This window comes from Terriglobia bacterium (assembly GCA_020072845.1).
Lineage (GTDB): Bacteria > Acidobacteriota > Terriglobia > Terriglobales > Acidobacteriaceae > JAIQGF01.
In genome coordinates, this window is record JAIQGF010000011.1 from 225,171 (window position 1) to 240,238 (window position 15,068).

Sequence of the window (15,068 nt, forward strand, 5' to 3'; positions counted from 1 at the left end):
AATTAAGAAGGTTAGCTTGTATGGCGCGGGTCTCTGACCCACCCTTTCCAGCCCCTGCGAAAACACGGGTCGAAGACCCGTGCCACACAGGCTGAAGCTGAAAGCTGAGAACTAATTCATGGCAGACGAACAGAATCCCCAACTTCCACTAGCACCGGACGGCGGCGGGCCGCAAGGTCCGGGCGGCAACATCCAGCCGATCAACATTGAAGAGGAGATGCGGCGGTCGTATCTCGACTACTCGATGTCGGTGATCATCGGGCGCGCGCTGCCCGACATTCGCGATGGGCTGAAGCCGGTGCATCGCCGCATCCTGTACGCGATGCACGACATGGGCCTGCTCTCGAACCGCAAGCACGTGAAGTGCGCCAAGGTGGTGGGCGAGTGCCTGGGCAAATATCACCCGCACGGCGACGTCGCGCTGTACGACGCGCTGGTGCGCATGGCGCAGCCGTTTTCCATGCGCTACCGGCTGGTGGACGGGCAGGGCAACTTCGGTTCGGTGGACGGCGACCCGGCGGCGGCCTACCGGTACACCGAGTGCCGGATGACGGCGTTCGGCGAGGAAATGCTCACCGACATCGACAAAGAGACGGTGGACTTCGTCCCCAACTTCGACGACACCACGGTGGAGCCGGTGGTGCTGCCGACGACCGTCCCCAACCTGCTGGTGAATGGGTCGAATGGAATTGCGGTGGGCATGGCGACCAACATCCCGCCGCACAATCTGACGGAGATCGTGGACGCCTGCATCATGCTGGTGAACAAACCCAACGCTACCCTCGACGACGTGATGGAGTTCGTGAAGGGCCCCGATTTCCCGACCTACGGCATCATCCACGGTCGCAGCGGAATCAAGGCGGCGTACCAGAGCGGGCGCGGGCGTTTCATGATGCGGGCAAGGGCGAAGATAGACAAGATAGAGAAGGATCGCCAGGCGATCATCGTCACCGAAATTCCCTACCAGGTAAACAAGCGCACCTTGATCGAGCGCATCGCCGATCTGGTCAACAACAAGACCATAGACGACGTCAGCGACATCCGCGACGAAAGCGATCGCGACGGGATGCGGATCGTGATCGAGCTGAAGCGCGGGGCCGAGCCCCAGATCGTGCTCAACCAGCTCTACAAGCACACCCAGATGCAGGACAGTTTCAGCATGATCTTCCTGGCGGTGGTCAACGGACAACCGAAGGAGATGGGGCTGGTGCAGGCGATCCAGCACTTCATCGATCACCGCATTGACGTGGTGCGGCGCCGCACCGCGTATTTGCTGGGCAAAGCAAAAGACCGCGAGCACATCCTGGAGGGCTACCAACTCGCAATCGACCACCTGGACAACGTGATCGCGATTATCCGTGGCAGCGGCAACCGCACCGAGGCGCGCGAGAATTTGGTGGCGTACTTCGGCGGCAAGGCGATCGAGGTCAACGTCAGCGGCAAGAAATCGAGTGTGTCGGTGGGGCGCAACAAGCCGGAGAGGGGCTTCGACGCCAAGCAAGCCGAAGCCATCCTGGAACTGCAATTGCACCGCCTGACGCGGCTCTCCATCGACGAAGTGGTGAACGAGCTGAAGGAAGTCCGCGACCGGATTGGGGAGTACGAAACGATTCTCGCCTCGGAAAAGAAGCTGCGCGGCGTGATCGTGAAGGAGATGGAGGAGGTCAAGAAGAAGTTCGGCGACGAGCGGCGCACGCAGATCGTGGACGAAGCCGCCGAAATCCAGCTCGAAGACCTGATCGTGGACGAGCAGGTGGCGGTCACGGTCTCGCACGGCGGCTACCTGAAGCGCACGGTGCTCACCACCTACCGCTCACAACGCCGCGGCGGACAGGGCCGCACCGGGATGAAGACGCGCGAGGAGGATTTTGTCGAGCACCTGTTCATCGCCTCGACGCACGCCTACCTGCTGATTTTCACTAACACCGGGCGGGTGTACTGGCTGAAGGTATACGAGGTGCCCGACGTGGGCGCCGCCGGCAAGGGCAAGCACATCGGCAACCTGGTGGCGCTGCAGCCGGGCGAGAGCGTGCGCACGATCGTGCCGGTGCGTGACTTGGAGGAAGAAGGCAAGCACATCTTCTTCGCCACGCGGAACGGCACGGTGAAGAAGACGCCGCTGAAGGACTTCAGCAACGTGATGTCGCGCGGCATCATCGCCATCGGAATTGACAAGGGCGATGAACTGGTGGCGGCGGCGGTGACCGACGGTTTCCAGATCATCTTCCTGGCGTCGCACGAAGGCATGGCGATCCGCTTCGGCGAAGAAGACGTGCGGCCGATGGGACGTCCGGCGTACGGCGTGCGCGGCATGGACCTGGATAAGGGCGATTACATCGTCGGCATGGCGGTGACGCCGAAGAGCGAAGCGCGGGTGGACGGCGGCAAGAAAAACGGCAAGGACGAGAGTGGGGAAGCCGAACCGACGCCGAACCTGATCCTGTCGATCACGGAGATGGGCTACGGCAAGCGCACCGGGGTGGACGAGTATCGCCTGCAGACGCGCGGCGGGAAGGGCGTGATCAACGTCAAGACCACGGCGCGGAACGGCAAGGTGGTGGGGATTCTGCTGGTCAGCGACCAGAGCGAAGCGATGGTGATTTCGCAGTACGGCAAGATCATCCGCATCGCGACCAACCAGATCCGCGAAGCCGGGCGCTCGACCCAGGGGGTGCGGTTGCTGCAACTGGATTCCGACGACAAGGTGGCAGCGGCGGTGGTGATCCCGAAGGAAGAGGTGGACAACGGGGAGCCGACGCTGCCGGTAATGTAGCGCACGTTGTTGCGAGACAGCACTGGGAAGGGCACGGCATCAGCCGTGCCACTCAGGCCAGAAGACTAGACGGCTTCAGCCGCTGAGGGTATCCGCTATGACGGTGTGGAGTGCAATAAACGCGCAGCCGACCGGCCAGGTCCCAAGAAACGATCGCAGCAGCCCGCAGGCGTTTCTAGCGTTCAGGGGTTCAATTCCGCAGGAGGACGTAGCGGAGATGCAGCAAAGCATCCAAAGCGGATGCGAGTCTAATTTTGTCGATTCGCTCGATACGACGAATGCAGCAGAAATTACCAGACAGGGGTGAAGGTGCGCAGGGCGCGCATCGCGCGCGCCAAGCTGGGAGAATGCTGCTCTGCCACGCGAACATCCCAATTTGTATGTACATAATGCGTTAATCGGCCGTTGTAGTTTGGACCGATCTTGCTGGTACTTCCTTTCCGCGGAAGCAAATCTATCTTCAGCTCTCGTTTTCGGGATTTCGCCGCGATTGCCAACAACTTTTCCTTGGGATCGGGCAGGTCATCAACGCTTTCGGGAACGGCCGCCTGCCTGACCGAGACATACTTAGCAAACCCGCGCCTGTCCGCCAGCACCCAAGCTTCGACCTCCCGAACCGCCACACGGAAAAGAAAGTTTGGGTGCCTCGGTACTTTTAGCCACTCGGCGAGTAGGTCCGGTGCGCAATTCCCTAAGTCCAGATCTGTTAGAAGTATGAACGGAGTGCCCTTTGCCGCATTATTAAGCCCGGGCGTTATCTTCTTCAGATATCCAAAGCCACCGCGACCGTACACAAACCCAATCGCGTAGTTTCTACCGGTCGCAGCAACCATACGCCGTAGAACTGCCTCGCTGAGAGCGTCCTCGACCGCAAGATTGACTGGAATTGGTGGCATTTATTCGAATAGGTCGAGTTGATGGACCTGCTCAGGTACGGTGCGCGGGAGTGCGGCATCCGCAACACTAATACCATGCTCCAGCATCATTCGGACCTCTTTGATGGAAGACGCAAGCTCTACCTTCGTGCCCTCCACGCTGGGTGTAAGCAATAAGACCTCATCACCTCCTATACCCATATCAGAAAGTAGGTCAGCGCTGTGGGTGCTAAGAATGACCTGGCGCTCTTTTTGGCGTTGGAGTCGGTGAATGAGTGCGGGAATCTTTCTTACGATTCCAGAGTTCAGGGACAATTCTGGCTCCTCAAGGAGGAGGAGCGAATCGCCTTCAAGAAGCGACCAAAGCAGCCCAAGCAGCCGCAGTGTGCCATCAGAAAACTGATCTTCTCGCTGTTTCGCGCCGGTTGACCGCCAATGTTTGTATTCGGCTTCCAAATGAGGTGTTCCCGTTTGGTCGACAACGTCCGTCAGGCCCTTCAACTGAGGTACTGCCAGCAACAATGCGCCTTCAATTTTCTTCAGCCGCGATCTGCGAGTTTTCTCTGGCGTTTTCACCACCCTCTCAAGGAAATTACGCCCAAATGGATCACCAGGAATGCCTGGACCGACGAACGCCTCCGGGTGTTTGAGCAATTGAGGAACGAGATGTAGGTAAAGCACTGTCTCGAGAAAACGTGCTATATCGCGGAATGATCGGTTCGCATTGATTTGTTCAAGGTGTGTCTGCGTAAGCCGTAATGGATCGCTCTTGTCATCTTCGTCGGGGCGGTTAATCAACTGACGCTCGCGGTGCCAAACGCGCTCGTAGGCGAGATAAGGTAGGCGACGTCCGCGGGGTGCCTGTTTAATTCCAAGCGCGTACTTCCATTCTGCCGAGGCATCCGGCGAGTTAGCCAAGTCGATCTGAATTTCGATGTCCGGGTGTTGGCGAGCCGCTAGACAACGAATTTTGGAGATGCCGCCGCGGTCTTCAACCGCTTTCTGCAACCCACCCCCAGGCTTCGCAATGTCCCGTAAGAATCGAAACACGTCCAGGAAGTTCGATTTTCCGGAAGCATTTGGCCCCGCTAAGAATACCCGCTCGCGAAGTGGAGCATCGACGTAGCGGAAGTTACGCCAGTTCTTGAGTTGTATGTGCTTGACGATCATCCACCGTCATTCTAGCTGCGTTGGCGCTCATTGCAAGCAATGACTCTGAGCGCTGCGCACTGCAGCCCCTCAGCCTGCCCGCCCGCTCTCTCCCGATGACAGCCGCTGAGAAACGCTAGTGGCCTATGGGCAGCGATTGTTTTTGCCAGCCGCTGAGACCGTCCTGGTAGACGACGACCTTGTTGTATCCGCGGCTAAGCAGAACGCGGCCGACGGCGCGGCTGGCGGCGCAGGCATCGGCACTGCCTCCGGTTCCACCTTCGTAGAGGACGATGGTTTTGTCGCGCGGCAGCTCGGTCGAGCGGCGCTGAGCTTCGAGCAGGGGAATGTTGACCGCGCCCGAAATGTGGGAGGCGCGGAAGTCGTCGGCAGAGCGGACGTCCACGAACACGGCGCCGCTGTGGAACAGCTTCTCGGCTTCCGCGGTGTGGATCATCGGCGGTTCAGGTCCCCGGGAGGCGTCTTCGGAGCAATCGGTGGAGTTGCCGGCGACGTTGAGGAAGGGATTGGAGGCGGCGCCGAATGCGCCCAGCGAAGATGATGCTTGCTGTTGTTGCGCAGGCTTGCTCGACCCTCCGAGCGGGGCAGGGGCCGAAGCGGCCGGAATTTGAGCAGAGGCGGATGAGGAAGCGAGCGCCTGGTTCAGCATCTGCTGGAATCGGGCCATTTCGGGCGCGCCAACGATGCGCTGGTTGGCGAGAAAAAACGTCGGCGTGCCGCGAACACCGAGGGCGTGGCCGTCTTCGCGGTCACGCTGAATTACCGCCAGCGTTGCGCCGCTGCCGAGGCAGGATTGGAACATCGCGGTATCCAGGCCAAGCTCTCCGGCGTAGCGCAGCAGCGATTCGTCCTTGAGGTCCCCGTTGGCGGAATATAAGCGATCCATCGACTGCCAAAACTTTCCCTGCTGGGCGGCACACTCGCTGGCCTCGGCGGCCTTGAGGGCATAGACATGAATGCTTTCCAGGGGAAATTGGCGGAAGACGAAGCGCACGCGGTCGTGGTAAAGGCGGCGCAATTCGCGCATCTCGGGCTCCGCGGCGACACAGGACGGACACTGCAGGTCGGCGAATTCGACCAGCGTGACCGGGGCTTGCGGATTGCCGGTGCTGTGGCTGTCCGGACGCACCAGGCGAGAGGCAACGTCGGCGGCGGTGGGCGCGGCGGCCTCGACGGGGACTTGTTCGCGGCTTTGGAGCCAGGTGAAGGCGCGAGAGCCGACGACGATGGCCAGCACCAGCACCAGCGCGTGACGCCAGAAGGCGGCGCGGGAGCGGGCGCGATCGTCGAAGCGCGAGCCCAACAGCGTGAGGGAAAGAATAAAGATGAGCGTGACGGCGACGGCCTGCACTACGCACCAAACGCACCAGGCGCGGATGATGAAGGCTTCAATCGCGGTCAGCGCGGCGGAGGCGATCACGCCCAAGGCGGCGATGACGGCAACGGCGCGGCGCAGCAGCGCGCCGGATGCAGGCGCTACCAGCGGCTCGGCGAAGATGAGAAGCGCAAGAATGCCGTACATGACCACGCCGTACAGGGGAGTCGGCACTCCGGCGATGTGGGCAAAGCGGCTGGCGCGGACCTGGTCGCAGCCACCGCCCAGGCAGACCATGGGATGCGCCGGCGAGGCGTAGACCCAGAGCAGGTAAAGGGAGTCGAACAGACCCAGGAGGGAAAGCGCAAATGTGATGGAGCGACGCACGGGAAGTCTAGAGTCATTCTAAAACACGGAGTGAGGCATTGCCGATTGACGATTGTTGATTGTTGATTGCAGACAGCCGACTGCGTGGTTGCATTCATCCCAAGGTCATTCCGCGGACTTGCCAGTTGTTGGTTGTTAGCGAAAGATATTGACGATTGTCGGTTGAGAAAAACCCCACCCTATCTCGCCAACCCCGGGCGAGATAAGGGTGGGGCAACCACGACAAGGGCGGGACAACCGCGACCCGCCGGAGGAGGAACGATGGAAGTCGTGAATGTGGCGCAGAAGCTGGCGCAGTTTTCCGAGTACTGGTCGCCGAAGATAGCCGGCGAGGTGAACGATTCCTACGTCAAGCTGGTGAAGTTCAAGGGCGAGTTCGTCTGGCACCACCACGAGCAGGAAGACGAACTGTTCCTGGTAATTCGCGGAAGGTTGCGGATGAAGTTTCGCGAGCAGGGCGTGGAGCGGGAGGAGACGGTGCTGCCGGGGGAATTTATCATCGTGCCGCGCGGGCTGGAGCACATGCCGATCGCCGACGAGGAAGTCGAGGTCATGCTGCTGGAACCGAAGACGACGCTGAACACGGGGAACGTGCGGAATGAACGGACGAGGGAAGTGCTGGGGAGGGTGTGAAAAAGCAGTTGTCAGTTGCCAGGTGTAAGTTGTTAGCGAAACGCAGATCACAGTAGGAGTGAAGCCCGGCACAACCAGGTTCCAAATCGGCCCGCTGGCGCCACTCGCCGACGTTTTTTCCGGCAACTCAGTGCCGCCGCGGAGTAGCGTACCTGCAGGAGAGTCGCCATGATGGTCCTGCGGGTGTTGTGGCTGCCAATGTCGGTTTTGCTCGTCACGCTGGGCTGGATCTGGCTCGACCGGCTGATGGGCTGGCGTGGTCCAAAGATCGTGTGGCTGGGCGCGAGTCTGGCGATTGGCGGTCTACTGCTGATGCTGTGGTGTGCCGGCCTATTCCTGCTGAAAGGACGGGGTTCACCGCATCCGTTCGTCGCCAAGACAAAGCGCATTGTGGACAGCGGCCCGTACGGGATCGTGCGCAATCCGATGATGGTAGGCGTGGGCATGGGCCTGATTGGCCTGTGCTTCTGGTTCGGCTTGGCCGGTCTGTGGCTCGGCTTCATCGGCTTTCTGGCGTTTCTGCACTGGTGGGTGCCGCTCTGTGAGGAGCGCGACATGGAGCGGCGCTTCGGAGAGGAATACCGCGATTACTGCCGCCGCGTGCCACGCTGGATCCCGCGCCTGCGTCAAACGGGAAGACCCAGGGCTAAAGCTGCCTAATTGCTTCCGGACAGCGTTTTTCCTGCGCGCAAGCTACAATAGAAGTGCATGTTTGAGATCAGCGTAGAAGATTCGTTTGCGGCGGGGCACGCGCTGCGCGGGTATCGCGGCAAGTGCGAGAATCCGCACGGGCACAACTACAAGGTCCGCATCACCCTGGCGGGCGAAGAGCTCGACGGAATCGGACTGCTGTACGATTTCAAGGACCTGAAGCAGGCCATGAACCAGATCATCGATCGGCTCGATCACCAGTTCCTCAACGACATCGAGCCGTTCCGGCAGCTCAACCCCTCGGCCGAAAACATGGCGCGCTACTTCTACCAGGAGGCCACGTCGCACCTGAAGCAGGCGACGGGCGGGCGCGTGCTGGTGAAGCAGGTCAAGATCTGGGAGACGGATACGACGACCGCGACGTACTTCGAATAGTCTCCAGTTTCCGGTTTCTAGTTTCCAGAAGGTCTGTCGGTCTATCAGTCTTTCTGTCAAACCGAGGAATCAGAAGCACACGACCGACAGACCGATAGACCGATAGACCGAAAGACCCTTGCAGGCTCATGCAGATCACGGAAATCTACCGCTCCATCCAGGGAGAAAGCTCGTTTGCCGGGCTGCCGTGCACCTTTGTACGCCTGACGGGGTGCAACCTGCGTTGCACGTGGTGCGACAGCGAATACACCTTCACCGGCGGAAGGAAGATGTCGCCGGAGGAGGTGGAAGGCGAGGTGCGCCGGCTGGCCGGCTCCGGGTTGGTGGAGATTACCGGGGGAGAGCCGATGCTGCAGGAGCGCGAGCTTGTTCCCTTCATGCAGACATTGTTGGATGGCGGCTACACCGTGCTGCTGGAGACCAGCGGCGAGCGTCCGCTGGCCGCGGTGCCGCGCGCGGTGCACAAGATCGTGGACGTGAAATGCCCCGGATCCGGAGAAGGCGGCAGGTTTGACATGGCAAACCTGGCGATGCTGAACCGGGGCGACGAGGTGAAGTTTGTGCTGGCCTCGCGCGAGGATTATGAGTTCGCGCGGGAATTTGTGCGGCAACATGGGTTGGATAGTAATGGGGCGGGCGCGATCTTCTCGCCGGCCTTCCGCAAGGACGCCGGCGGGGAGCGGGACACGTCGCAGTGCCTGCTGGATCCGCGCGCATTGGCGGACTGGATGGTGGCCGACGGGCTGAACGTGCGCCTGGGGCTGCAGATCCACAAGTTCATCTGGGCGCCGGAAACGAAAGGCGTGTAATCACGATGTGTTGGTCTGACAGCAACCCCATTTCCGATTGTCGATTGTTGATTGTCGATTGGGCCGGAGCGTCGCGAAATCGGCAATCGGCAATCGGAAATGGGGTTTCGGAGATCGTAGGAAATGGTTATGCCTGGACGAGCCCAGTCGATTGGAAGAGCGCCAGGCCGTGAACGTGCGGTGGTGCTGCTGAGCGGCGGGATGGATTCGTGTGTGTGCGCGGCACTGGCGGCGCGCGACTATGACGCGGCGGCGCTGCACGTGATGTACGGCCAGCGGACGGAAGAGCGCGAACGGCGGGCGTTTGAAGAAGTGTGCCAGCGTCTGGGGATTAAGCGGCGGATGGTGATCCGGAATGAAGCGCTGCGGCAGATTGGGGGATCGGCGCTGACGGATCGTTCGTTGGCGGTGCCGCGGGCGGCGGGAGAGTTTGAGGGTCGCGACCCGGAAGGTGCGGGTGGGAGTAGGGGGCCTTCGACTCGGTCGCAACGCGCCCAAAACCGGGGCGCGTTGGACCTCGCTCAGGATGACAACCGGAAGAATGTTGATGCACACGCGGGGGCGCGTGTGCCACACCAGCCCCGCGGTTCTACCCAGCCCGGCGGTTCCACCACCGAAAATGCCGGCGCTTCAAACGCGGGCGAGGGCGCCCGCGCCACATCCGATGTTCCGATCAGGAAGTGCTGGGGGCGGAAAAGATCATGATTGGGGCGGTGGAACAGGACAGCTCGGGGTACCCGGATTGCCGGCCGGCGTATTATCGGGCGTTCAATGAGGTGATCCGCGCCGGGACCCGGGAAGGGAAGATCGAAATCGTGACCCCGCTGATCGGGATGCGAAAGGCGGAGATTGTGACGCTCGGCCTTGAATTGGGCGCACCCTTCGATTTAACGTGGAGTTGCTACAGCCGGGAAGACCGGGCGTGCGGCGTGTGCGAAAGCTGCGTATTGCGGCGGCGCGCGTTCACGGCGGCAGGTGCGCGCGATCCCATACCGTACGAGCAAGAGAGCGCGTGCGAGCACCCCAGCAAGCCATCAGCAGGCCTGCCGGGGACCCGGTGCGACCGGCGGTAAGTAATAAGATTTGGCCGCGCGCGGGACATGCGCGGAATTCATAACGGGAGATTGGCAATGAAACGCAGAATTATTCTGTGCGTGTTAGCGGCGGTGATGGCGGTGTTGTCGGCTCCGGCGGCATGGGGCCAACTGGCTGCGATTAAGGGTTATGTGAAGGACAGCGAGGGCAAAATGGTTCCGTTCGCCGTGGTCCAGTTGACGAACCGAGAGAACGGGCGGCGGTACGATTTGAAGACCGATAAGAACGGCAATTATTATTCACTCGGCATCATCTCCGGCCGATATGACGTGAAGATCAGCAAGGACGGGAAACTGCTCTTCAACTTGACCAACGTCCCGGTGACGCTGGCGGTCGGCGAAGAGACCGTAGTCAACATTGACCTCACGCAGGAGAAGCCGCAGGTCAGCGAGGAACAAAGAAAGCAGCAGGAGTCCGTCCAGCAAGAGAACCTCAAGATCAAGGGGCTGAACGAGAAGCTGGCGGCAGCTGCGGCGGCGGAGCAGGCGGGCAATTACGATCTCGCCATCCAGACGCTGGCCGAGGCGACGCAGCTTGATCCGACACGCGACGTGCTGTGGTTCAAGCTGGCCGATGCGGAGCGCCAGAGCGCGGCCAAGATCACGACGCCCGCCGACAAAACCGCTCGCTATCAGAAAGCCGCCGAGGATTTCAGGAAAGCCATCGCCATCAAGCCGATGGGGGCTTACTACAACAATCTCGGCGATGCGCAGGCCAAGTCGGGCGACACCGCAGCTGCGATTGCTTCATACAGCCAGGCGGCGCAGATCGATCCACAGAATGCCGCGATGTATTACTACAATGAAGGCGCGGTGCTAACCAACACGGGCAAGGTGGACGAGGCTACGCAGGCGTTCGACAGGGCGATCCAAGCTGATCCCACCAGAGCCGAGGCCTATTACCAGAAGGCGATGAATCTGCTGAACAAAGCGACTCTGAAGGGGAATAAGATGGAAGCGCCTCCGGGAACTGAGGAAACGCTGAAGAAATACCTGGAACTGCAGCCGACCGGCGAACACGCCGAAATCGCGAAACAAATGCTTGCCCAGTTGGGGGCAGAGGTGGAGACCTCGTTCGGCAAGCAGAAGACCAAGACCAAGAAGTAACGGCGGTTTCGTGAGGATCCGGCCCGGGGCGAGAGCTTCGGGCCGTTTTTGTTTTAGCTGTCAGCTCTCAGCTATCAGCTTTCAGCCGACGAAAGTAATGAGCGGCCTTGAAAGTTGACTCTCAAGACTTGAAACTAGGGAGCACATGCTCGAACTGAATACTCCGGCGCAGTACGTGAAGGGGATAGGTCCGCGCCTGGCGGAGGTGGTGGCCACCAAGGGCATCACCACGGTCGAGGACCTGCTGTACTACCTGCCCTTTCGCTATGAAGACCGGTTGAATCCGCGGCGCATCGGAGAATTGCGGCCGGGCGAGATGGCGAGCGTGATCGCCGAGGTGAGAACGTCGGCGCTGTTTCGAACCAAAAGGATGCCGCTGTTTGAGCTGACGGTGGGGGATCCGGTGCTGGGCAGAGAAAACCCCCACCCCTTCGACAAGGTCAGGGCAGGCTCTGCCGCTCCCCTTCGACTGCGCTCAGGGCAGGCTCCGGCGGGAGCGACAAGGGTGGGCCACCCAGGAGGCGAGATAAGGGTGGGGCAACCGGCGGGCTTGTTTGGGGCTGGCGCGCGGGCGATGCTGAAGTGCATATGGTTCAACGGCACCTATTTAAAGGACCGGTTTCAGCCGGGGCAGTTGGTGGCGCTATACGGGAAAGTTGAACAATCGAAGCGGGGGCGCGAGCGGCTGCAACTGATCAACCCGCAATTCGAAATCCTGGATGATGGCGACGCGCTGGAGTCGATTGCCGAGTCAACCGAGATCGGGCGGATCGTGCCGGTTTACGAGTCGGCAGGCAGCGGCAAGGTGACGTCGCGCTGGTTCCGGCGAGTGATCCACGGCGCGCTGGAAAACCTGACGCCGGACATCGTGGACGCAATCCCCGGGGCGGTGCAGCGGCGGATGGGGCTGATGCCCCGCCGGGAGGCGTTCCGGAGGGCGCATTGGCCGGAGGAGTCGGCGGGGCTGGAGGACCTGCAGGCGGCACGGACCCCGGCGCAGATCCGGCTGATCTTCGAAGAACTGTTTTTCCTCGAGCTGGGATTGGAGCTGAAGCGGAAACGCATGCGGGCGCTGCCGGGGATCGCGTTCGGCATTGACGACCGGGTGCGGGAGGCGATCAAGCGCATCCTGCCGTTTCATCCCACGGCGGCGCAGAAGCGGGTGCTGAAGGAGATCGCCGAGGACATGAAGCAGCCGGCGCCGATGCGGCGGCTGTTGCAGGGCGATGTCGGGTCGGGGAAGACGATTGTGGCGCTGGAGGCGGCGATCATCGCGATTGAGAACGGCTACCAGGCGGCGTTGATGGCGCCCACGGAAATCCTGGCGACGCAGCATTACCTGTCGGCGCGGCGGATGCTGGAAAAGGCGGGGTATCGCATCGTGCTGCTGACCGGGTCGGTGGAGGAGGGGAGGAAGCGCGACATCCGGCGGCACATCGCGCAGGGCAACGCGCAACTGGTGATCGGGACGCACGCCTTAATAGAAGAGAAGGTCGAATTCGACAACCTGGGGCTGGTGATCGTGGACGAGCAGCACCGGTTCGGGGTGATGCAGCGGCTGAAGCTGATGAAGAAGGCGCTGGCGGCGGAGGAAGAACAGTCGACGGTCGATGGTCGACGGTCGATGGCCGGGACGCGAAGCACGGATGTTGCAACCGGTCCCCAAGACCTTCAGCCGGACACGCTGGTGATGACGGCGACACCGATTCCGCGGACGCTGGCGCTGACCCTGTATGGCGACCTGGACGTCAGTGTGCTCGACGAGATGCCGCCGGGACGGACGCCGATCATGACCCGGCGCGTGGGCGACGAGCGGGCAGAGGAAGTCTTCGCCTTTGTGCGCAAGCAGGTGGCGGCAGGGCACCAGGCGTACGTGGTCTACCCGGTGATCGAGGAAAATGAGGAGAAAGAGATCAAGGCGGCAACCAAGATGTACGACGAGATCCGGCGGCGGATCCTGCCGGACTTGCGGATCGGGCTGCTGCATGGACGCCTGGATGCCGAGCAGAAGGACGAGATCATGCAGCGCTTCCAGGCGGGGCAGATAGACGTGCTGGTTTCGACCACGGTGATCGAGGTGGGGGTGGACGTTGCCAACGCCACCGTGATGGTGATCGAACACGCCGAGCGCTTTGGGTTGGCGCAATTGCACCAGTTGCGTGGCAGAATCGGGCGGGGAGCGGCCAAGTCATTTTGCGTGCTGGTGACCGGCGGCAAAGTGACGGCGGAGGCAGAGCAGCGGCTGGACACCATGGTGCGTACCACCGACGGATTCGAAATCGCCGAAACCGACCTGCAACTGCGTGGGCCGGGAGAGTTCTTCGGTACCCGGCAGGCCGGACTGCCGGGATTTCGGGTGGCCAACCTGCTCCGCGACCGGGAACTGCTGGAGGCGGCGCGTCGGGAGGCGGCGGTGGTGGTATCGGGCAAAGACCCGGAAGTTTCACCGCTGGAGGTATCGCGAGCGTTGGTGCATCTGCGGTCGCACTGGCAGCGGAGGTACGGTCTGGTGGAAGTTGGGTAGGGCAATGTCAGTGACGCCAATCACTTAAGGAGGGGTAACTCTGAGGTTAAGGGGATCCTCGCATTCTAATCTGGAATCCAGATTGACACTCGTGTAACACTCTGGTAACTTTTGACGTTCCGATCTAGCTCCTTTGTTTGCAGTCAGGAGCGCAGGACTGTTCCGCACGAGATGCACCACTCCGAGGCAAACCAGCCTCAACGCGGGACATCGAACCAGGCTAGGGACAGTCTTCCGGCCAGGTACTTAGCGGAGAGAGATTTGCGCAAGCGCTTCTACATACTTTTTGTAGCCCGAGACGCCGAAGGCCAACTCCGCAAGATTCCCATTCCCTTACATTACGTCCAAGTATTTCTCGCCGGGGCGCTGATCGGCATGCTGAGCATCACCGGGATGGCGGGCTCGTATGGCCGCATGCTGATGAAGACCATGCGCTTCAATCAGGTACGAGCGGAGAAGGAACAGCTCAAGACGCGCTATAACCGGCTGGAGAAAGTGGCGCAGGAAAAAGATATCCAGGTAGCGTCACTGGGATCCCTCGCCAGCGAGGTAACGGCGTTGTACGGGCTGAAGTCGCAGCCGCTGCTGGCCATGTCGCGTCGCGATGCTTCCATGCCGGACGAGCAGGTGAAGAAGTCGCTGGACCAGTTCTGGATGTTGAAAACTTCAGCACTGAACGGCGGGGCGGCAATCGGGATCAGCATGATGGGCCGCCGGAACTTTACCGCGGCCGACTGGCTGAGGCTTTCCGAAGAGCCGAACTTGTGGCCGGTCGAGGGCCGGATCACCGGGTCGTTTGGCGAGCGGATTGATCCGTTCAACGGAGAAGGCGCGTTCCACAGCGGGGTGGACATCTCGACCGAATTCGGCAGCCGGGTAGTCGCGCCGGCCGATGGGGTGGTGACCTTTGCCGATTTCTACGCCGGCTACGGCCGGATGCTGGAAGTCGAGCATGCCCAGGGGTTCACCACGCGCTATGGGCATCTGTCGAATTTCGCGGTGACACCGGGGCAGAGCGTCCACCGCGGGCAGGTGATCGGGTACGTCGGGCTCAGCGGGCGCAGCACCGGCCCCCACCTCCACTACGAAGTCTGGCTGCACAACAATCCGGTGAATCCTTACCATTTCCTCCGCACAACAATGGCAAGTGTCACGCCCACCAACGCGGGAGAATAATCTTCAGTCGCCAGTCTTCGGTCGTCAGTCTTCAGTCTCCAGTCCTCAGTCGCCAGTCGTCAGGAAAGCCAAGTAGTCTCCAGGCGCCAGTCGCCAGTCGCTAGGAAAGCCAGCCGATA

General features: G+C 61.1%; 13 protein-coding genes. 10 read left to right on the forward strand and 3 right to left on the reverse strand.

The window, feature by feature from the left end; genetic code table 11:
- Positions 1–118: 118 nt before the first annotated feature.
- The gene (gene gyrA, locus LAN70_12490) at positions 119–2,773 is read left to right on the forward strand and encodes a DNA gyrase subunit A (protein ID MBZ5511974.1); all 2,655 of its coding nucleotides are present in this window, start codon (positions 119–121) and stop codon (positions 2,771–2,773) included.
- Positions 2,774–3,063: 290 nt separating this feature from the next.
- Here gyrA and LAN70_12495 read toward each other — a convergent pair whose 3' ends face one another.
- The 3 genes from LAN70_12495 to LAN70_12505 form a co-directional block, all read right to left on the reverse strand.
- Entirely contained in the window at positions 3,064–3,669 is a 606-nt protein-coding gene (locus LAN70_12495; GenBank protein ID MBZ5511975.1) for a DUF4276 family protein, read from the reverse strand.
- Positions 3,670–4,818: an AAA family ATPase gene (locus LAN70_12500; protein MBZ5511976.1), complete on the reverse strand. Its 1,149-nt coding sequence runs from the start codon at positions 4,816–4,818 to the stop codon at positions 3,670–3,672.
- Between the two features lie 115 nt (positions 4,819–4,933).
- Positions 4,934–6,520: a thioredoxin domain-containing protein gene (locus LAN70_12505; GenBank protein ID MBZ5511977.1), complete on the reverse strand. Its 1,587-nt coding sequence runs from the start codon at positions 6,518–6,520 to the stop codon at positions 4,934–4,936.
- Between the two features lie 261 nt (positions 6,521–6,781).
- On the opposite strand from LAN70_12505, the gene LAN70_12510 reads away from it, so the two are divergent.
- The 9 genes from LAN70_12510 (at position 6,782) to LAN70_12550 (ending at position 14,949) form a co-directional block, all read left to right on the forward strand.
- Positions 6,782–7,153, forward strand: a complete 372-nt coding sequence (locus LAN70_12510) for a cupin domain-containing protein (protein MBZ5511978.1) — start codon at positions 6,782–6,784, stop codon at positions 7,151–7,153.
- 168 nt (positions 7,154–7,321) lie between these two features.
- Positions 7,322–7,813 (forward strand): isoprenylcysteine carboxylmethyltransferase family protein, encoded by a 492-nt coding sequence (locus LAN70_12515; GenBank protein ID MBZ5511979.1) that lies wholly within the window; start codon positions 7,322–7,324, stop codon positions 7,811–7,813.
- Positions 7,814–7,861: 48 nt separating this feature from the next.
- Complete coding sequence (gene queD, locus LAN70_12520; GenBank protein MBZ5511980.1) at positions 7,862–8,239, forward strand: 6-carboxytetrahydropterin synthase QueD; 378 nt, start codon at positions 7,862–7,864, stop codon at positions 8,237–8,239.
- Positions 8,240–8,367: 128 nt separating this feature from the next.
- Positions 8,368–9,048: a radical SAM protein gene (locus tag LAN70_12525; GenBank protein ID MBZ5511981.1), complete on the forward strand. Its 681-nt coding sequence runs from the start codon at positions 8,368–8,370 to the stop codon at positions 9,046–9,048.
- A 129-nt stretch (positions 9,049–9,177) separates the two neighbouring features.
- Positions 9,178–9,753: a 7-cyano-7-deazaguanine synthase gene (locus LAN70_12530; protein MBZ5511982.1), complete on the forward strand. Its 576-nt coding sequence runs from the start codon at positions 9,178–9,180 to the stop codon at positions 9,751–9,753.
- Positions 9,750–10,121, forward strand: a complete 372-nt coding sequence (locus LAN70_12535; protein ID MBZ5511983.1) for a 7-cyano-7-deazaguanine synthase — start codon at positions 9,750–9,752, stop codon at positions 10,119–10,121. Before LAN70_12530 ends, LAN70_12535 begins: the two co-directional genes overlap by 4 nt.
- A 57-nt stretch (positions 10,122–10,178) precedes the next feature.
- Positions 10,179–11,249 (forward strand): tetratricopeptide repeat protein, encoded by a 1,071-nt coding sequence (locus LAN70_12540; GenBank protein MBZ5511984.1) that lies wholly within the window; start codon positions 10,179–10,181, stop codon positions 11,247–11,249.
- Positions 11,250–11,394: 145 nt separating this feature from the next.
- Entirely contained in the window at positions 11,395–13,773 is a 2,379-nt protein-coding gene (gene recG, locus LAN70_12545) for an ATP-dependent DNA helicase RecG (GenBank protein MBZ5511985.1), read from the forward strand.
- 261 nt (positions 13,774–14,034) lie between these two features.
- Complete coding sequence (locus LAN70_12550; GenBank protein MBZ5511986.1) at positions 14,035–14,949, forward strand: M23 family metallopeptidase; 915 nt, start codon at positions 14,035–14,037, stop codon at positions 14,947–14,949.
- The last annotated feature ends 119 nt before the right edge of the window (positions 14,950–15,068 follow it).

Coding starts and splice junctions, on each gene's coding strand:
- LAN70_12495 (MBZ5511975.1), bottom strand. CDS start 3,669: ATGCCACCAATTCCAGTCAATCTTGCGGTCGAGGACGCTCTCAGCGAG.
- queD (MBZ5511980.1), top strand. CDS start 7,862: ATGTTTGAGATCAGCGTAGAAGATTCGTTTGCGGCGGGGCACGCGCTG.
- LAN70_12515 (MBZ5511979.1), top strand. CDS start 7,322: ATGATGGTCCTGCGGGTGTTGTGGCTGCCAATGTCGGTTTTGCTCGTC.
- LAN70_12510 (MBZ5511978.1), top strand. CDS start 6,782: ATGGAAGTCGTGAATGTGGCGCAGAAGCTGGCGCAGTTTTCCGAGTAC.
- gyrA (MBZ5511974.1), top strand. CDS start 119: ATGGCAGACGAACAGAATCCCCAACTTCCACTAGCACCGGACGGCGGC.
- LAN70_12540 (MBZ5511984.1), top strand. CDS start 10,179: ATGAAACGCAGAATTATTCTGTGCGTGTTAGCGGCGGTGATGGCGGTG.
- LAN70_12500 (MBZ5511976.1), bottom strand. CDS start 4,818: ATGATCGTCAAGCACATACAACTCAAGAACTGGCGTAACTTCCGCTAC.
- recG (MBZ5511985.1), top strand. CDS start 11,395: ATGCTCGAACTGAATACTCCGGCGCAGTACGTGAAGGGGATAGGTCCG.
- LAN70_12535 (MBZ5511983.1), top strand. CDS start 9,750: ATGATTGGGGCGGTGGAACAGGACAGCTCGGGGTACCCGGATTGCCGG.
- LAN70_12530 (MBZ5511982.1), top strand. CDS start 9,178: ATGCCTGGACGAGCCCAGTCGATTGGAAGAGCGCCAGGCCGTGAACGT.
- LAN70_12525 (MBZ5511981.1), top strand. CDS start 8,368: ATGCAGATCACGGAAATCTACCGCTCCATCCAGGGAGAAAGCTCGTTT.